Genomic DNA, 18,390 nt, shown 5'->3' with positions numbered 1-18,390 from the left:
GAACGTGTCCCGTCAGGTGTTCCTCTACGACCCACCGGAGCGTTTCGTGGCCGGCACGGTCGGGCTGCCTGGCCGCCGTACGTTCTTCCTCCAGGCGTCCGCCGGCGGCCGGGTCACCAGCGTCGCCCTGGAGAAGACCCAGGTCGCGGCCCTCGCCGAGCGCATCGACGAACTCCTCGACGAGGTCGTCCGCCGCACCGGGGGCAACGCGCCCGTGCCCGCCGTCGCCCCCGCGGAGATCACGGACACCGCTCCCCTCGACGTGCCCGTCGAGGAGGAGTTCCGGGTCGGGACCATGGCCCTCGCCTGGGACGGCGAGGAGCAGCGCATGATCGTCGAGGCGCAGGCGCTCGTCGAGCTCGACGCGGATTCCGAGGAGGACCTCGCCGAGGCCGAGGAGCGGCTGCTCCAGGACGAGGAGAACGGCCCGCCGATGCTCCGCGTCCGGCTCAGCGGGGCCCAGGCGCGGGCCTTCGCCAAGCGGGCACTGGACGTCGTCAACGCCGGCCGCCCGCCCTGCCCGCTGTGCAGCCTGCCGCTCGACCCCGAGGGCCACGTCTGCCCGCGCCAGAACGGATACCGCCGCGGAGCATGAGCAGCCCCGAGAACCCGCGCGACACGGAATTGCTCGCGCGTGGTGAGCTGACCGTGCGCGGCCGGGTCCGTGAGGCGTCCAACGCCGTGCTGTACTGCTCCGTCGTCCACGAGGGCCGGGAAGCGGCCTGCGTCTACAAGCCGGTCGCGGGGGAGCAGCCCCTGTGGGACTTCCCCGACGGCACCCTGGCGCAGCGCGAAGTCGCCGCGTACGAGATCTCCGAGGCCACCGGCTGGGGCCTGATCCCGCCGACCGTGCTCCGCGACGGGCCGTACGGCGAGGGCATGGTCCAGCTGTGGATCGAGGCCGACCCCGGGGCCCGGCTCCTGGCCCTCACCGAGGACGACGAGGCGGGCGAGGGCTGGAAGGCCGTGGGGCCCGCGCAGATCGCCGAGGACCGCACCGCGCTCCTCGTCCACGCGGACACCCCCGAACTGCGCCGGCTCGCCGTCCTGGACGCCGTCATCAACAACGGCGACCGCAAGGGCGGGCACCTGCTCCCGGCTCCCGGCGGACGCCTGTACGGCATCGACCACGGGGTGACCTTCCACGTCGACGACAAGCTGCGCACCCTGCTGTGGGGGTGGGCGGGCGAGGAGCTGCCCGCCGAGACGGTCGGCGTGCTCGACGCGCTCGACCGTTCCCTGGCCCCGGGAGCCCCGCTCGCCACCCGACTGGGGGAACTCCTGACGGGCGCCGAGGTCGCGGCCGTGCGCGCCCGCGTGGAGTCGCTGCGCGCCACCGGACGGCACCCGGAGCCCTCGGGACAGTGGCCCGCGATCCCCTGGCCGCCCGTCTGAGGTCCCGGCCACACCCGCGCCGAACGGTTTCGGCCACATCCCCGCGAGCGGCTCGCACCCCTGGGGGGTATGCACGCACGCCTCCGACCCGCAAGAGCGCCTAATCGGTCAAGATCCCGGATCCGGTTCGTATCCGGAACTGGTGTCCGGTTACGCTCGGGTCATGCATGCCTGGCCCGCTTCTGAGGTCCCCGCCCTTCCCGGCAAGGGCCGCGACCTCCGGATCCACGACACCGCGACCGGCGGACGAGTCACCCTCGCCCCCGGCCCCGTCGCCCGTCTCTACGTCTGCGGCATCACGCCGTACGACGCGACCCATATGGGTCACGCGGCGACCTACAACGCGTTCGACCTCGTTCAGCGCGTGTGGCTCGACACCAAGCGGCAGGTGCACTACGTCCAGAACGTGACGGACGTGGACGACCCGCTCCTGGAGCGTGCGATCCGCGACGGCATCGACTGGACCGGCCTCGCCGAGCGCGAGACCGCCCTCTTCCGTGAGGACATGACCGCCCTGCGGATGCTGCCCCCGCAGCACTACATCGGCGCGGTCGAGGCCATACCCGGCATCGTCCCGCTCGTCGAGCGCCTCCGGGACTCCGGCGCCGCCTACGAGCTCGACGGCGACATCTACTTCTCCGTCGAGGCCGACCCGCACTTCGGCCAGGTCTCGCACTACGACACCGAGCTGATGCGCCACCTCTCCGCCGAGCGCGGCGGCGACCCGGACCGCCCGGGCAAGAAGAACCCGCTCGACCCGATGCTCTGGATGGCCGCCCGCGAGGGCGAGCCGAGCTGGGACGGCGCCAGCCTCGGCCCCGGCCGCCCCGGCTGGCACATCGAGTGCGTCGCCATCGCCCTCGACCACCTCGGCATGGGCTTCGACGTGCAGGGCGGCGGCTCCGACCTGATCTTCCCGCACCACGAGATGGGCGCCTCCCACGCCCAGGCGCTCACGGGCGAGTTCCCCATGGCCAAGGCGTACGTCCACGCCGGCATGGTCGCCCTGCACGGCGAGAAGATGTCGAAGTCCAAGGGCAACCTGGTCTTCGTCTCCACGCTCCGCCGCGAGGGTGTCGACCCGGCCGCCATCCGGCTCGCGCTGCTCTCGCACCGCTACCGCGACGACTGGGAGTGGACCGATCAGGTCCTCCAGGACGCCCTGGCGCGCCTCGGCCGCTGGCGCGCCGCCGTCTCGCGCCCCGACGGCCCGTCCGCCGACGCGCTCGTCGAGGAGCTCCGCGAGGCGCTCTCCGACGACCTCGACACCCCCACCGCGCTCGCCGCGGTCGACCGCTGGGCCGCGCTCCAGACGACCGAGGGCGGCACGGACGAGTCCGCACCCGGCCTCGTCTCGCGCGCGGTCGACGCCCTCCTGGGTGTCGCCCTGTAAGGAACGCCGCCGAGCAACACCCTTGGGTGAAACCGCCCTTGGACTTCCTGACGAAGTCCGGGGGCGGTTCCTTTTTGTCCTGTCGCGCTGCCTGAATCTGCGCTAAAGAAGCTTCATGCAATCATCAACGCGCATGAGAGCTGCAGTCGCCGGTGCACTGCTCGGGTTGTTCACCGCCTTCGCGGGACCCGGTGCCACCGCCACGGCCGAGGCGTCCGACACCACCGTCGGCGACATCACCGGCTTCGCCGCCGACGGAGCCGTCTACCGGCTGACCGCCGGCCACACGGAGGCCCGCGTCTCCTTCGTCACCGCCGACACCTTCCGTATCGAACTCGCCCCCGACGGGAAGTTCACCGACCCCACCGGCAGCGACATCACGCTGCCCCAGGGCCCGCCCCCGGCCACCCGCTGGCGCGACCTCGGCGACCGCTACGAACTCGCCACCGCCCAGGTGACCCTGCGCGCCACCAAGTCACCCCTGCGCTTCTCCGCCGTGCGCGCCGACGGCACCCCGCTCTGGACCGAGACCCAGGGCCTCACCTGGAACCAGGACCACACCGTCCAGACCCTCGCCCGCGGGGCCGACGAGCAGTTCTACGGCGCCGGCATGCAGAACGGCCGCGGCAACACCTCCCACCGCGGCAAGACCGTCGAGGTCGGCGTCGACTACAACTGGAACGACGGCGGCCACCCCAACTCCGTCCCGTTCTACCTCTCCTCCGCCGGCTACGGCGTCTACCGCAACACCTACGCCCCCAACACCTACGCCTTCACCGAACCCGTCACCACCAGCGCGAAGGAACGGCGCTTCGACGCCTACTACTTCGCCGGCAGCGGCCACGACGCCCTCAAGGACGTCATAGGCCAGTACACCCGGCTCACCGGCAAGCCCTTCATGCCACCCGTGTACGGCCTGGAGATCGGTGACGCCGACTGCTACCTCCACAACGCCAACCGGGGCGAGCGCCACACCCTCGACGCCCTGAAGGTCGCCGACGGCTACGTCGCCCACGACATGCCCAACGGCTGGATGCTCGTCAACGACGGCTACGGCTGCGGCTACGAGAACCTCGCCGAGACCTCCGCGGGCCTCGCCGAGCGGAAGACGAAGCTCGGTCTGTGGACCGAGGACGGCATCGACCGCCTCGGCGAGCAGGTCAAGGCCGGCCAGCGGGTCGCCAAGCTCGACGTCGCCTGGGTCGGCGAGGGTTACAAGTTCGCCCTCGACGGCTGCAAGGACGCCCACGCCGGCATCGAGGCCAACAGCGACGCCCGCGGCTTCACCTGGGCCCCCGAGAGCTGGTCGGGCGCCCAGCGCTGCGGAGTCCAGTGGTCCGGCGACCAGTCCGGCAGCTGGGAGTACATCCGCTGGCAGATCCCCACCTACGCGGGCGCGTCCATGTCCGGACTCGCCTACACCACCGGTGACGTCGACGGCATCTTCGGCGGCAGCGCCAAGACGTACACCCGCGACCTCCAGTGGAAGACCTTTTTGCCCGTCACCATGACCATGGACGGCTGGGCCGCCGACGACAAGCAGCCCTTCCGGTACGGCGAGCCCTACACCACGATCAACCGCGCCTCGCTCAAGCTCCACGAGGCCCTGCTGCCGTACATCTACAGCCACGCGCACCAGGCCACGAAGACCGGTGTCGGCCTCGCCCGGCCCCTCGCCCTGGAGTACCCGGACGACCCGAAGGCCGCGACCGAGGCCGCGAAGTACGAGTTCCTCAGCGGCGAGGACTTCCTCGTCGCCCCCGTCCACCAGGACGCGGTGGAACGCGACGGTATTTATCTGCCCCGGGGCACCTGGATCGACTACTGGAGCGGGCGCACCTACCAGGGCCCCGTCACCGTCGACGACTACAGCGCCCCGCTCGACACCCTGCCCCTCTTCGTACGGGCCGGGGCGGCCGTCCCCATGTGGCCCGGCTCCATCCGCTCGTACCAGGACCGCGCCCCCGGCGACCCGATCGCCTGGGACGTCTACCCTCAGGGCAGCTCCTCCTTCGAGCTGTACGAGGACGACGGCGTCACCCGCGAGCACCGGACCGGGAAGTACACCATCCAGCGCGCCGACGTCCGAGCCCCGCAGGCCGGCCCCGGTGAGGTCAGCGTCCGCGTCGGCGCCGCCACCGGCACGTACACCGGCAAGCCCGCCGCCCGGCCGTACGCCTTCACCGTCCACACCGGCGACGCCCCCGGCACGGTGAAGCTCGACGGGCGCGCGCTGCCCGCCCTCACCTCCCGCGCCGCCTTCGACACGGCGGCCCGGGGCTGGTGGTACGACCGCGACGAGCGCGGGGGAGTGGTCCGGATCAAGACCACCGCCCTCTCCACCGACCGCGGCTTCGAACTGCGCCTGACCGACACCAGCGCCGTCGGCGGGGCCGTCCCCGGCGCTCCCGCCGTCCTCGCCGTCCCCACCGGTCAGGAGCTCGGCGCCGGCACGCCCGGCACCGTCGCCGTGGACGTCACCGCGGGCACCCGGGACGCCACCGACGTACGCGTCTCCCTGGACGCCCCGGCCGGCTGGCAGGTCACCCCGGCCGCCCCGATCGCCCGCGTCGCGGCCGGCACCACCCGCCGGGTCGAGGTCGCCGTCACCCCGGCGGCGGACGCGAAACCCGGCGAGGCCACGCTCACGGCGACCGCCGGGCACCGTGCGGCGGGCACCGACCGCACGGCCGTCCAGCGGTTCGCGCTCGGGGTGATGCCCCCGGCGCCGACGGCCGACGCGTGGGCGAGCGACCTCGTGTGGCTCAGGTCGGGCAACGGCTGGGGCCCGCCCGAGCGCGACCGCTCCAACGGCGAGTCCGGCGCCGCCGACGGCCGCCCGCTCACCCTGGCCGGGCAGACCTACGAGAAGGGCATCGGCGCCCACGCCGACTCCGACATCGAGGTCTACCTCGGCGGCCGCTGCACCACCTTCACCGCCGACGTCGGCATCGACGACGAGATCAACGGCTACGGGGACGTGGCCTTCTCCGTCGAGGCCGACGGCCGGGTCCTGTGGACCTCACCCCGGCTGACCGGGGCCTCCGCGACCCTGCCCGTGAACGTCGACGTGACCGGCGCCCGGCACGTCCGGCTCCGGATCACGGACACCAACGGGTCGAAGAGCGGAGACCACGGCGACTGGGCGGCGGCCCGGTTCGGCTGCGCCTGACACACGCGCGCGGTGACGTACGAACGGGAGGGGCGCCCCTGGGCACCCCTCCCGTTCCGTCCGCGCTACTTCCCGGACCCGCCGTCCTCGTCCGGCGCTGCGCCGTCGGGTCCCTCTGCGGATCCCTCGCCCGGCCCCTCGTCCGGCCCCTCCGGGGCATCCGCCCCCGGGATCGACTCCGGCCCCGGCTGTTCCGGCTTCGGCGGGCGCGTACGGCCACTCCCGGAGTCCCGCAGGAACTCGCCGCCCTCCGTCGCCACCCCCGGACCGGAGCCCGGCTCGCGCCGCCGCAGATACCGCTCGAACTCGCGGGCGATCGCCTCGCCCGAGGCCTCCGGCAGCTCTGCGGTGTCCCGCGCCTCCTCCAGGGTCTGCACGTACTCGGCGACCTCGCTGTCCTCGGCGGCCAGCTGGTCCACGCCCAGCTGCCAGGCCCGCGCGTCCTCCGGCAGTTCGCCCAGCGGGATGCGCAGCCCGATCAGGTCCTCGAGACGGTTGAGCAGCGCCAGCGTCGCCTTCGGGTTCGGCGGCTGCGACACGTAGTGCGGCACCGCCGCCCACAGGCTCACCGCCGGCACGCCCGCGTGCGTGCACGCCTCCTGGAGGATGCCCACGATGCCCGTCGGGCCCTCGTACCGGGTCTCCTCCAGGTCCATCGTCCGCGCCAGGTCCGGATCGGAGGTCACTCCGCTGACCGGGACCGGCCGGGTGTGCGGGGTGTCGCCGAGCAGGGCGCCCAGGATCACCACCATCTCCACGCCCAGCTCGTGTGCGAAGGCGAGCAGCTCGTTGCAGAAGGAGCGCCAGCGCATCGAGGGCTCGATCCCGCGCACGAGCACCAGGTCGCGGGGCTTGTCGCCGCCGACCCGGACCACGGAGAGCCGGGTCGTCGGCCAGGTGATCTTCCGGACGCCGTTGTCCAGGAAGACGGTGGGGCGGTTGACCTGGAAGTCGTAGTAGTCCTCGGCGTCGAGCGCCGCGAAGACCTCGCCCTTCCATTCCCGGTCCAGGTGGGCGACCGCGGTGGAGGCGGCGTCGCCGGCGTCGTTCCAGCCCTCGAACGCTGCCACCATGACCGGGTCGATCAGCTCGGGTACCCCCTCGAGCTCGATCACCCAGCGCCTCCTTATTCGAAGTTCCTGTCGTACGGCCCCACCTTACGGCTTTCCGGTGGGCCGCCCGCAGTCCCCGGCCATGCCCGAAAACCCGTGCGGCCTTGATCGACTACCCAGGAACTCACCCCCGCACACGGCGGAGTCACCGCTCCCAGAGCGTGCTCGGCGCCTCCCTCCGCACCACCGGCGCGATCTCCTCCGCGAACCGCTGGAGGGTCTCCCGCTGCTCGGCCGTCGACTGCCCGAAGGTGTCGACCGTGACGGACTGCAGGTCATGCCCGTAGTGCTCGTGGTAGCCGAGGATCTTGTCGATGATCTGCTGCGGGGATCCGATCAGCTGGGGTCCGTCCGCGATCGCGTCCTCGATCGTGCGGAAGGGCGTGTTGTACCCGGCCCTGCCCTCCAGGTGCGGCTTGAAGCTCTGCCGTACCTTCGCCTCGTACAGCTCCTTGTAGCGGCTCACCGCCTGCTCGGGGGTGTCGGCGATGAGCAGCCCGCCGGAACCGGCCGCCACGCGCGCGTGGGCCGGATCGTGCCCGTACTCCTCGAACTTCTCGCGGTAGTGGGCGATGAGCCGCGCGTACGCCTCGCGCGGCTGGATCGCGTTGGCGGTGAAGAGCGGGTCGCCGTGCTTCGCCGCCAGCTCGGGGGAGTTGAGGCTGGTGGCCGAGCCGTGCCAGATCCGGGGCGGACCGGCGTACGGCCGGGGGACGGTGGTCACGTTCTTCAGCGGCGGCCGGAACTCGCCCTCCCAGTCGACGCCCTCCTCCGTCCAGAGCCGGCGGAGCAGCTCGTACTTCTCCTTCTGGAGGTCCCACTGCCGCTCCTCGGCCAGGCCGAAGAGGTCGAAATGACCGGCCTCCGCCCCCTTGCCGACGACGAGTTCGAGCCGTCCCCGGGAGAGTTGGTCGAGCGTCGCATAGTCCTCGGCGACCCGGACGGGGTCGAGGATCGCCACCACGGTGACGCCGGTGAGCAGCCTGATCCGGCTGGTGCGGGCCGCCAGCGCGGCGAGCAGCACGGTCGGGGACGAGGAGAGGAACGCGCCCGCGTGCCGCTCGCCGACCGCGTACGCGTCGAAGCCGAGCTGCTCGGCGGTCTCGCCGAGCGTGACGACCTGCTCCAACCGGTCGGCTGCGGACAGCAGTTCGCCGGTGAGCGGGTGCGGGGAGTGGTGGACGATCGAGAGCACCTGGAACTTCATGCCCCTACTCTGCGCGCCGGGTGTTGCGGGCGTGTGGACGGCGCGTGGCACACGTCAGGGGCGGCCCCTCGAAGAGGAACCGCCCCTGTGCGCGCGAGAGTTACTTCCGCAGCATCGACTCGACCTCGGCGCGGATCTCGTCGGTCGCGAGACCGCGGATGGTCAGCGTCGTACGGCGGCGCAGCACGTCGTCCGCCGTCTCGGCCCACTCGTGGTCGCGGGCGTAGGCGACCTGCGCCCAGATCTCGGGGGCGTCCGGGTGGATCCGGCGGGCCAGGTCCGGGTTCTCGTTCGCCATCCGGGCGATGTCGAAGGAGAGCGAGCCGTAGTGCGTGGCCAGGTGCCTGGCGGTGTCGGCGGCCATCCGGGGGCCGGGGGCCGGTCCGTCGACGAGCAGCCGGTGGGCGACGGCGTTCGGGTTGGCGATGCCGGGCAGCGGCAGCCGCTTCGGCAGCGTGGACACCGGCTCGTAGTCCTCGCCGAGCGGGTGGCCGGGGAGCTGCTCCAGCTTCCTCATCACGGTGCGGCCGATGTGGCGGAAGGTCGTCCACTTGCCGCCGGCCACCGACAGCATGCCGCCGCGGCCCTCGGTGACGACCGTCTCGCGCTTGGCCTTGGAGGTGTCGCCGGGACCGCCCGGGAGCACCCGCAGGCCGGCGAAGGAGTACGTGATCAGGTCGCGCGAGAGCTGCTGGTCGCGGATGGAGAAGGCGGCCTCGTCCAGGATCTGGGCGGTGTCCTTCTCGGTGACCTCGACCTGGCCGGGGTCGCCCTCGTACTCCTCGTCGGTGGTGCCGAGGAGCAGCATGTCCTCCCAGGGGAGGGCGAAGGTGATGCGGTACTTGTCTATCGGGGTGGCCAGCGCGGCCTTCCACGGCGAGGTCCGCTTGAGGACCAGGTGCGCGCCCTTGGAGAGGCGGATGGAGGGGGCCGCGTTCGGGTCCTCCATCTTGCGCAGGTGGTCGACCCACGGGCCGGTCGCGTTGAGCACGAGGCGGGCGTTCACGCCGAACTCGTCACCGGTGGTGCGGTCCCTCAGCTCCGCGCCGGTGACCCGGCCGCGGGTGAAGCGCAGGCCGGTGACCTCGGCGTGGTTGAGGACGGTGGCGCCGGCGTCGACGGCGGCGCGGACCGTCATCAGGGCCATGCGGGCGTCGTTCATCTGGTCGTCGCCGTAGACGGCGACGGCCTTCAGGTTGTCCGTACGCAGCTCCGGCACGTCCTGCGCGGCCCTGGCGGGGGAGAGCAGGTGCCCGACGCCGTCACCGAAGGCGGACAGGGCGGAGTACGCGAAGACGCCGGCGCCGAGCTTGGCCGCGCCGTGCGGGCCGCCCTTGTAGACGGGCAGGTAGAAGGTGAGCGGGTTGGCGAGGTGCGGTGCCACCTGACGGGAGACCGCACGCCGCTCGAAGTGGTTCTCCGCCACCAGCTTCACGGCGCCGGTCTGCAGGTAGCGCAGGCCGCCGTGGAGCAGCTTGGAGGAGGCGGAGGAGGTGGCGCCGGCGAAGTCGCCGGCGTCCACCAGGGCCACCCGCAGGCCCGACTGCGCGGCGTGCCAGGCGGTGGAGATGCCCAGGATGCCGCCGCCGATCACCAGGAGGTCGTACGTCGCCTTGGACAGCTGGTCCCGGGTCTCGGCGCGGCTCGGGAGGGAACCGGCAGCCGGGTGCGTCCCCAGGGCAGGGACGCTCTGCAGGGTGGTCATCTCGTCTTACTCCTCGGATGCGTCGTCGAGCCAGCCCATGGAGCGTTCAACGGCCTTGAGCCAGCTCTTGTACTCGCTGTCACGCTTGTGGGCGTCCATGCGAGGGGTCCATTCCGCCGCGCGGCGCCAGTTGGCGCGAAGGGCGTCGGTGTCCGGCCAGAAGCCGACGGCGAGACCGGCGGCGTAGGCGGCGCCGAGGCAGGTGGTCTCGGCGACCATCGGACGCACGACGGGCGCGTCCAGGAAGTCCGAGAGGGTCTGCATCAGCAGGTTGTTGGAGGTCATGCCGCCGTCGACCTTGAGCGCGGTCAGCTCGACGCCGGAGTCCTTCGTCATGGCGTCGGTGATCTCGCGGGTCTGCCAGGCGGTGGCCTCGAGGACGGCGCGGGCGATGTGCGCCTTGGTGACGTACCGGGTGAGGCCGGCGATGACACCGCGCGCGTCGGAGCGCCAGTACGGGGCGAACAGGCCGGAGAAGGCCGGCACGAAGTAGGCGCCGCCGTTGTCCTCGACCGAGGACGCGAGGGTCTCGATCTCGGCGGCGGACTTGATCAGGCCCATCTGGTCGCGCATCCACTGCACCAGCGAACCGGTGACGGCGATCGAGCCCTCCAGGGCGTAGACCGGCTTCGCGTCGCCGATCTGGTAGCCGACCGTGGTCAGCAGGCCGCTGTAGGAGTTGATGAGCTTGTCACCGGTGTTCATCAGCATGAAGGTGCCGGTGCCGTACGTGGACTTGGCCTCGCCCTCGGCGAAACACGTCTGGCCGAACAGGGCGGCCTGCTGGTCGCCGAGCGCGGAGGCGACCGGGACGCCGTCGAGGATGCCGCCCTTGACCGTGCCGTACACCTCGGCGGAGGAGCGGATCTCCGGCAGGACGGCGGCCGGGATGTGCATGGACTGCAGGATCTTCTCGTCCCAGGCCATGGTGTGGAGGTTCATCAGCATGGTGCGGGAGGCGTTGGTGACGTCCGTGACGTGGTGGCCGCCGTCGACGCCGCCCGTGAGGTTCCAGATGACCCAGGAGTCCATGGTGCCGAAGAGGATGTCGCCGCGCTCGGCGCGCTCGCGCAGGCCCTCGACGTTGTCGAGCAGCCAGCGGACCTTCGGGCCGGAGAAGTAGCTCGCGAGCGGCAGGCCGGTCTCGCGGCGGAAGCGGTCCTGGCCGACGTTGCGGCCGAGCTCCCTGCAGAGGGCGTCGGTGCGGGTGTCCTGCCAGACGAGGGCGTTGTGGACGGGCTCACCGGTGTTCTTGTCCCACAGCAGCGTGGTCTCGCGCTGGTTGGTGATGCCGATGGCCTTGACGTCGGCGGCGGTGATGTTCGCCTTCTCCAGGGCGCCGGCGACGACCTCCTGGACGTTGGTCCAGATCTCGGCGGCGTCGTGCTCGACCCAGCCCGGCTTCGGGAAGATCTGCTCGTGCTCCTTCTGGTCGACCGAGACGATCCGGCCGTCCGTGTCGAAGACGATGCAGCGCGAGGAGGTGGTGCCCTGGTCGATGGCCGCGATGAACGGGCCGGAGGTGTGTGCGTCGGTCACGGTGTGCTCCAAGGGAAGTCTGGAAGAAGGACGGCTCAGGCGAACGCGATGTTGTAGATACCCGCGGCGAGGGCTCCACCGATCAGCGGACCGGCGACCGGGATCCAGGCGTAGGTCCAGTCGGAGCCGCCCTTGTTCGGCAGCGGGAGCAGGGCGTGCACGATGCGCGGGCCGAGGTCACGGGCCGGGTTGATGGCGTAACCGGTCGGGCCGCCGAGCGAGAGGCCGATGGAGACCACGACGAACGCGGTGATCAGGGCGCCGAGGACGCCGAGGCCCTTGCCGCTGTCGTTGAGGCCCTGGGTGAGCACGGCCAGGACCAGCACGACGGTGCCGATGATCTCGGTGGCCAGGTTCTGCCAGGTGTTACGGATCTCGGGGCCCGTGGAGAAGATGCCGAGCACCGGGCCGGGGCCCTCGATCGGCTTCTCGCCCAGGGTCTCCGGGTCCGTGAGGTGGGCCCGGAACTGGCCGTAGTAGGCCACCCAGACCAGCGCCGCGCCGATCATCGCGCCGAGCAGCTGGCCGGCGAAGTAGACGGGGACGTTGTCCCACTCCCCGTCCTTGATCGCGATTCCGACCGTGACGGCGGGGTTCAGATGGGCGCCCGAGAGGGAAGCGGTCATGTAGACGGCCGTCATGACGGCGAAGCCCCACCCGAAGGTGATCGCCAGCCAGCCCGCGTTGCGGGCCTTGGAGCTCTTGAGCGTCACGGCGGCGCACACACCGCCGCCGAGCAGAATGAGTACGGCGGTACCGATGGTCTCGCCGAGGAAGATGTCGGAGCTGGACACCCGCGACTCCTTTGTCCTTCGTCCAGGGGAAGGCGAACCCCGGGTCCCTCCGGTGGTCCGCGCCCTCGTGTGAGGGCGTTGCCGGCCCGTGGCACTGTCACACCTTAGCGCGTATTGCCGTCAGGTGTTCGACAATGCCGACCGATGAACGGAAGTTTTGCCCCCGGCTTAACAGCGCGTCAAGGGTCTGGGAAGTGAAAAACCCGCCGATAACGCGATCGTTACCGGCGGGTTCGTTGCGGTACGGCGGGCGGTCGGCCGCTGTCACCGGGGGCGGTCAGAAGCGGCCGGCCCCCAGATCCCGGGAGACCGCGCGGGCGCAGTCCCGCACCGCCGCCACCAGCTCCGGCCGCAGCTCGCCGCCCGGACAGAGCCGCTCCACGGCACCCGTGACCGCCACCGCGCCCACCGGCATCCGCCGCCGGTCGTGGATCGGCGCCGCCACCGACGCCACGCCCTCCCAGGTCTCCTCCACGTCCGCCGCCCAGCCCCGGGCCCGCGTCATGTCGAGCAGTGACTCGAAGTCACCGAGCTCCGTGGTGGTCCGGGGCGTGAACGCCTCCCGCTCGACCTCCAGGACCTCGCTGTGCGCCACCGGGTCATACGCCGACAGGACCTTGCCGAGCGCCGTGGAGTGCAGCGGCTGCATGGCTCCCACCTCCAGGACCTGACGGCTGTCGTCCGGCCGGAAGACGTGGTGCACGATCAGCACGCCCTTCTGGTGCAGCACCCCCAGGTGCACGCTCTCACCGCTGGACCGCGCCAGGTCGTCCGTCCAGACCAGCGCCCGCGCCCGCAGCTCGTGCACGTCCAGATAGCTGTTGCCGAGCCGCAGCAGCTCCGCGCCCAGCTGGTAGCGGCCCGAGGCCGCGTCCTGCTCCACGAAGCCCTCCGCCTGGAGGGTGCGCAGGATGCCGTGGGCCGTTCCCTTGGCGAGCCCGAGCGAGGACGCGATGTCGGACAGGCCGAGCCGGCGCTCGCCACCCGCGAGCAGTCGCAGCATCGCCGCCGCTCTTTCAAGCGACTGGATGTTCTTCGCCATCGCCCGGCCCCTCACCCTTCTCACGCTGTTCGACAATGCTGAACACTATCGGTCGATGCCGACCTCGCGTCACCTCGAACAGTGTCGGCCAAGGAAGGGCAGTACCGGGAGTCCCCGCACACAGGATGCCGTCCGGCCCGTGGGACGCCGTGTCCACCCCGGCCCCCACGCGGTTACGCTGGCCCCGTGCACCCTCCCCCGAGGGTGCAAAGCCGACAGCCGTCGCATCCCAGGGAGCTCATCCATGGCCTCGTTGCCGACCCCTTCCGCTGACAGCCGGACCCGCGCCGCCGCTCTCCGCGAGGCACTCGCCAGCCGAGTCGTCGTCGCCGACGGAGCCATGGGCACCATGCTCCAGGCCCAGGACCCCACCCTCGAGGACTTCCAGAACCTCGAAGGATGCAACGAGATCCTGAACGTCACGCGGCCCGACATCGTCCGTTCGGTGCACGAGGCGTACTTCGAGGTCGGCGTCGACTGCGTCGAGACGAACACGTTCGGCTCCAACCACTCGGCCGCGGGTGAGTACGAGATCGCCGACCGGATCTTCGAGCTCTCCGAGGCGGGCGCCCGCATCGCCCGCGAGGTCGCCGACGAGTTCGGCGCCAGGGACGGCCGCCAGCGCTGGGTGCTCGGCTCGATCGGCCCCGGCACCAAGCTGCCGTCGCTCGGCCACATCGCGTACGACGTGCTGCGCGACGGCTACCAGCAGAACGCCGAGGGCCTCCTCGCCGGCGGCGCCGACGCCCTGATCGTGGAGACGACCCAGGACCTGCTGCAGACCAAGTCCAGCCTCATCGGCGCGCGCCGCGCCATGGAGGCCCTGGGCCTGGACGTGCCGCTGATCTGTTCGCTCGCCTTCGAGACCACGGGCGTCATGCTCCTCGGCTCCGAGATCGGCGCGGCCCTGACCGCCCTGGAGCCCCTCGGCATCGACCTCATCGGCCTGAACTGCTCGACCGGCCCGGCCGAGATGAGCGAGCACCTGCGCTATCTCGCCCGCCACTCCCGTACGCCTCTCATGTGCATGCCGAACGCCGGCCTGCCGGTCCTCACCAAGGACGGGGCGTACTTCCCCCTCACCGCGTCCGAGATGGCCGACGCGCAGGAGAACTTCGTCCGCGACTACGGCCTGTCCCTGGTCGGCGGCTGCTGCGGCTCCACGCCGGAGCACCTGCGCCAGGTCGTCGAGCGCGTCCAGGGCGTCACGCCGCCCGAGCGCTCCCCCCGCCCGGAGCCGGGCGCCGCCTCCCTCTACCAGACCGTCCCCTTCCGCCAGGACACCTCGTACCTGGCGATCGGCGAGCGGACCAACGCCAACGGTTCGAAGAAGTTCCGCGAGGCCATGCTCGAAGGCCGCTGGGACGACTGCGTCGAGATGGCCCGCGACCAGATCCGCGAGGGCGCGCACATGCTCGACCTCTGTGTCGACTACGTGGGCCGGGACGGCGTCGCCGACATGAAGGAGCTCGCGGGGCGCTTCGCGACCGCCTCCACCCTGCCGATCGTGCTCGACTCCACCGAGGTCGACGTCCTGCGGGCCGGCCTGGAGAAGCTCGGCGGCCGGGCCGTCATCAACTCGGTCAACTACGAGGACGGCGACGGACCCGAGTCCCGCTTCGCGAAGGTCACCCGACTGGCCCAGGAGCACGGCGCCGCCCTCATCGCGCTCACCATCGACGAGGAGGGCCAGGCCCGTACCGCCGAGCACAAGGTCGCCGTCGCCGAGCGCCTCATCGAGGACCTCACCGGCAACTGGGGCATCCACGAGTCGGACATCCTCATCGACACCCTGACCTTCACGATCTGCACGGGCCAGGAGGAGTCGCGCAAGGACGGCATCGCCACCATCGAGGCGATCCGCGAGCTGAAGCGCCGCCACCCGGACGTCCAGACCACGCTGGGCCTCTCCAACATCTCCTTCGGCCTCAACCCGGCCGCCCGGATCCTCCTCAACTCGGTCTTCCTCGACGAGTGCGTCAAGGCGGGCCTGGACTCGGCGATCGTCCACGCCTCGAAGATCCTGCCCATCGCCCGCTTCGACGACGAGCAGGTCACCACCGCCCTCGACCTGATCTACGACCGGCGCGCCGAGGGCTACGACCCGCTGCAGAAGCTGATGGCCCTGTTCGAGGGCGCCACCACCAAGTCCATGAAGGCCGGGAAGACCGAGGAGCTCCTCGCCCTGCCCCTGGACGAGCGCCTCAAGCGCCGCATCGTCGACGGCGAGAAGAACGGCCTGGAGGCCGACCTCGACGAGGCCCTGGAGACCCGCCCGGCCCTCGACATCGTCAACGACACCCTCCTGGACGGCATGAAGACGGTCGGCGAACTCTTCGGCTCCGGCCAGATGCAGCTGCCGTTCGTGCTCCAGTCCGCCGAGGTCATGAAGACGGCCGTCGCCCACCTCGAACCGCACATGGAGAAGTCGGACGCCGAGGGCAAGGGCACGATCGTTCTCGCCACCGTCCGCGGCGACGTCCACGACATCGGCAAGAACCTCGTCGACATCATCCTCTCCAACAACGGCTACAACGTCGTCAACATCGGCATCAAGCAGCCGGTCTCCGCGATCCTGGAAGCCGCCGAGGAGCACAACGCCGACGTCATCGGCATGTCCGGCCTCCTCGTGAAGTCCACCGTGATCATGAAGGAGAACCTGGAGGAGCTGAACCAGCGCGAGCTGGCGGCCAAGTACCCCGTGATCCTCGGCGGAGCCGCCCTGACCAGGGCCTACGTCGAACAGGACCTCCACGAGATCTACCAGGGCGAGGTCCGCTACGCCCGCGACGCCTTCGAGGGCCTACGCCTCATGGACGCGCTCATCGGCGTCAAGCGCGGCGTGCCCGGAGCCGTGCTCCCCGAGCTCAAGCAGCGCCGGGTCGCCAAGCGCGACACCCCCGCCCTCCAGGTCGACGAGCCCGAGCCCGCCGGCCGCTCCGACGTCGCCACCGACAACCCGGTGCCGGCGCCGCCCTTCTGGGGCACCCGCGTCGTCAAGGGCATCCCGCTGAAGGACTACGCCTCCTGGCTCGACGAGGACGCCCTCTTCAAGGGCCAGTGGGGCCTCAAGCAGAACCGGGCCGGCGACGGCCCGGCATACGAGGAGCTCGTCGAGTCCGAGGGCCGGCCGCGGCTGCGCGGCTGGCTGGAGCGCCTCCACACCGACAACCTCCTGGAGGCGGCCGTCGTCCACGGCTACTTCCCCTGCGTCTCCAAGGGCGACGACCTGATCATCCTGGACGAGGCGGGCAACGAGCGGACCCGGTTCTCCTTCCCGCGCCAGCGCCGGGGCCGCCGCCTCTGCCTCGCGGACTTCTTCCGCCCGGAGGAGTCCGGCCAGACCGACGTCGTCGGCCTCCAGGTCGTCACCGTCGGCTCGAAGATCGGCGAGGCCACGGCCAAGCTCTTCGAGTCCGACTCGTACCGCGACTACCTGGAGCTGCACGGCCTCTCCGTCCAGCTCGCCGAGGCCCTCGCCGAGTACTGGCACGCCCGTGTCCGCGCCGAGCTGGGCTTCGGCGGGGAGGACCCCGAGAACGTCGAGGACATGTTCGCGCTCAAGTACCGCGGGGCGCGCTTCTCGCTGGGCTACGGCGCCTGCCCCGACCTGGAGGACCGCGCGAAGATCGCGGAGCTGCTGCGTCCGGAGCGGATCGGCGTGCACCTCTCGGAGGAGTTCCAGCTCCACCCCGAGCAGTCCACCGACGCCATCGTCATCCACCACCCCGAGGCGAAGTACTTCAACGCCCGGTGACCCGACCGTGACCGTCCGGGACGAATACGCGCCATCCCGGTGATCGGGACGTACACTGGTCGGTCCAGTGCAGGCCGGTCTCCCTCCCCCGTACCGGGGAGGGGGCCGGCCTTCTCGTCCCTCCATGGAGGTGTGCCGATGACCAGTACGGTCCCCGCGTCCCTGTTCCGTACGAACGGCAGCTCCGCCCTGCAGGCGGTCTTCCTCGACATGGACGGGACCCTCGTCGACACGGAGGGGTTCTGGTGGGACGCCGAGGTCGAGGTCTTCGCCGACCTCGGGCACCGCCTGGACGAGGCCTGGCGGGACGTCGTCGTCGGCGGCCCGATGACCCGCAGCGCCGGCTACCTCATCGAGTCCACCGGCGCCGACATCACCCTCGAAGAGCTGACCGTCCTGCTCAACGAGAAGTTCGAACAGCGCATCGCACAAGGCGTCCCCCTCATGCCGGGCGCCGAGCGGCTGCTCGCCGAGCTGGCCCGGCACTCCATCCCCACCGCCCTGGTCTCCGCCTCGCACCGGCGGATCATCGACCGGGTCCTCGCCTCGCTCGGCCGCGACCGCTTCACCCTCACCGTCGCCGGCGACGAGGTCGTCCGCACCAAGCCGCACCCCGAGCCGTACCTGACCGCCGCCCAGGGCGTCGGGGCCGACCCCGCGCTCTGCGCCGTCATCGAGGACACCGCGACCGGCGTGGCGGCCGCCGAGGCGGCGGGCTGCCGGGTCGTCGCGGTGCCCTCTGTCGCCCCGATCACGCCCTCCCCGGGCCGGGTCGTCGTGCGCTCCCTCGAAGAGGTCGACGTGCCCTTCCTGCGGACCTTGATCACGGGAATCTGAGCTTTATCCGAGGGAAACGACCGGGCTAAAGCGATCGGGCCATTCACCGGAAGGCATCCACGTGACCTTGGTCACTCAGAGTGCCGGAGGGTGGGTGGCCCGTTCTCGTTCCATGGCCCAAAAGCGGATGTTTCGGCGCCCCCTGTGTCCTGATTGGGTAACCGTCGTCCGCAACGTCCCGCGCATGGTTATCGAGGCGTGTGCATCCATGATCACTCTGCGATTACCCCCCTGCACGGCCCCGGTCAAGCGATACCTGCGCCGCCCACTAATCTTTCGCGAGTACTTCGCCGCATAACCGAGTGCACCGGCGCACACCCAAGTCGCCGTGAACACAGGACCGATCGCAACACCCGGCCCGATCGCTCCCGCCCCGACCGGGCGGCCGGCGGCGGAGTTCCACTGACCGCTGTACCCAGTGCCGGACGAGGAGATCG

12 protein-coding genes are annotated in these 18,390 nt (G+C 71.2%); 6 read left to right on the top strand and 6 right to left on the bottom strand.

The annotated features are described in order from the left end of the window. The first annotated feature begins 4 nt into the window (after positions 1-4). From ACZ51I_RS26130 to ACZ51I_RS26115, 4 genes are all read left to right on the top strand, one after another. Positions 5-595, top strand: coding sequence for a DUF3090 domain-containing protein (locus ACZ51I_RS26130; RefSeq protein ID WP_468880252.1), 591 nt, complete (start codon positions 5-7; stop codon positions 593-595). Beyond that, complete coding sequence (locus ACZ51I_RS26125; RefSeq protein ID WP_468880542.1) at positions 559-1,395, top strand: SCO1664 family protein; 837 nt, start codon at positions 559-561, stop codon at positions 1,393-1,395. Before ACZ51I_RS26130 ends, ACZ51I_RS26125 begins: the two co-directional genes overlap by 37 nt. Positions 1,396-1,558: 163 nt before the next feature. Continuing rightward, a complete protein-coding gene (gene mshC, locus ACZ51I_RS26120) occupies positions 1,559-2,788 on the top strand; it encodes a cysteine--1-D-myo-inosityl 2-amino-2-deoxy-alpha-D-glucopyranoside ligase (RefSeq protein ID WP_468880250.1) in 1,230 nt (409 codons plus the stop codon). Positions 2,789-2,903: 115 nt separating this feature from the next. Then, a complete protein-coding gene (locus ACZ51I_RS26115) occupies positions 2,904-5,960 on the top strand; it encodes an NPCBM/NEW2 domain-containing protein (RefSeq protein WP_468880247.1) in 3,057 nt (1,018 codons plus the stop codon). Between the two features lie 65 nt (positions 5,961-6,025). On the opposite strand, the gene ACZ51I_RS26110 is transcribed toward ACZ51I_RS26115, so the two are convergent. The 6 genes from ACZ51I_RS26110 to ACZ51I_RS26085 all read right to left on the bottom strand — a co-directional run bounded on the left by ACZ51I_RS26110 (position 6,026) and on the right by ACZ51I_RS26085 (position 13,359). Next, positions 6,026-7,075, bottom strand: coding sequence for a PAC2 family protein (locus tag ACZ51I_RS26110; RefSeq protein ID WP_468880245.1), 1,050 nt, complete (start codon positions 7,073-7,075; stop codon positions 6,026-6,028). Between the two features lie 142 nt (positions 7,076-7,217). Continuing rightward, positions 7,218-8,279, bottom strand: coding sequence for an LLM class flavin-dependent oxidoreductase (locus ACZ51I_RS26105; RefSeq protein ID WP_468880243.1), 1,062 nt, complete (start codon positions 8,277-8,279; stop codon positions 7,218-7,220). A 100-nt stretch (positions 8,280-8,379) separates the two neighbouring features. Further along, on the bottom strand, positions 8,380-9,984 hold the full coding sequence (locus ACZ51I_RS26100; protein ID WP_468880240.1) for a glycerol-3-phosphate dehydrogenase/oxidase: 1,605 nt from the start codon (positions 9,982-9,984) through the stop codon (positions 8,380-8,382). A gap of 6 nt (positions 9,985-9,990) precedes the next feature. Beyond that, entirely contained in the window at positions 9,991-11,523 is a 1,533-nt protein-coding gene (gene glpK, locus ACZ51I_RS26095) for a glycerol kinase GlpK (protein ID WP_468880237.1), read from the bottom strand. A 35-nt stretch (positions 11,524-11,558) separates the two neighbouring features. Continuing rightward, positions 11,559-12,317, bottom strand: coding sequence for an MIP/aquaporin family protein (locus ACZ51I_RS26090; protein ID WP_468880235.1), 759 nt, complete (start codon positions 12,315-12,317; stop codon positions 11,559-11,561). A gap of 277 nt (positions 12,318-12,594) precedes the next feature. After that, on the bottom strand, positions 12,595-13,359 hold the full coding sequence (locus ACZ51I_RS26085; protein WP_468880233.1) for an IclR family transcriptional regulator: 765 nt from the start codon (positions 13,357-13,359) through the stop codon (positions 12,595-12,597). Between the two features lie 244 nt (positions 13,360-13,603). On the opposite strand from ACZ51I_RS26085, the gene metH reads away from it, so the two are divergent. Both metH and ACZ51I_RS26075 read left to right on the top strand, forming a co-directional pair. Next, positions 13,604-17,116, top strand: a complete 3,513-nt coding sequence (metH, locus tag ACZ51I_RS26080) for a methionine synthase (RefSeq protein WP_468880231.1) — start codon at positions 13,604-13,606, stop codon at positions 17,114-17,116. Between the two features lie 138 nt (positions 17,117-17,254). Next, positions 17,255-17,953: an HAD family hydrolase gene (locus tag ACZ51I_RS26075; RefSeq protein WP_468880229.1), complete on the top strand. Its 699-nt coding sequence runs from the start codon at positions 17,255-17,257 to the stop codon at positions 17,951-17,953. Positions 17,954-18,390 lie beyond the last annotated feature (437 nt).

This window comes from Streptomyces sp. NPDC034084 (assembly GCF_055575535.1).
The sequence above is the reverse complement of the archived record's forward strand: the minus strand, read 5'-3'. Positions and strand labels throughout refer to the sequence as shown.

Coding starts and splice junctions, on each gene's coding strand:
- mshC (WP_468880250.1), top strand. CDS start 1,559: ATGCATGCCTGGCCCGCTTCTGAGGTCCCCGCCCTTCCCGGCAAGGGC.
- ACZ51I_RS26115 (WP_468880247.1), top strand. CDS start 2,904: ATGCAATCATCAACGCGCATGAGAGCTGCAGTCGCCGGTGCACTGCTC.
- ACZ51I_RS26105 (WP_468880243.1), bottom strand. CDS start 8,279: ATGAAGTTCCAGGTGCTCTCGATCGTCCACCACTCCCCGCACCCGCTC.
- ACZ51I_RS26100 (WP_468880240.1), bottom strand. CDS start 9,984: ATGACCACCCTGCAGAGCGTCCCTGCCCTGGGGACGCACCCGGCTGCC.
- ACZ51I_RS26085 (WP_468880233.1), bottom strand. CDS start 13,359: ATGGCGAAGAACATCCAGTCGCTTGAAAGAGCGGCGGCGATGCTGCGA.
- metH (WP_468880231.1), top strand. CDS start 13,604: ATGGCCTCGTTGCCGACCCCTTCCGCTGACAGCCGGACCCGCGCCGCC.
- ACZ51I_RS26075 (WP_468880229.1), top strand. CDS start 17,255: ATGACCAGTACGGTCCCCGCGTCCCTGTTCCGTACGAACGGCAGCTCC.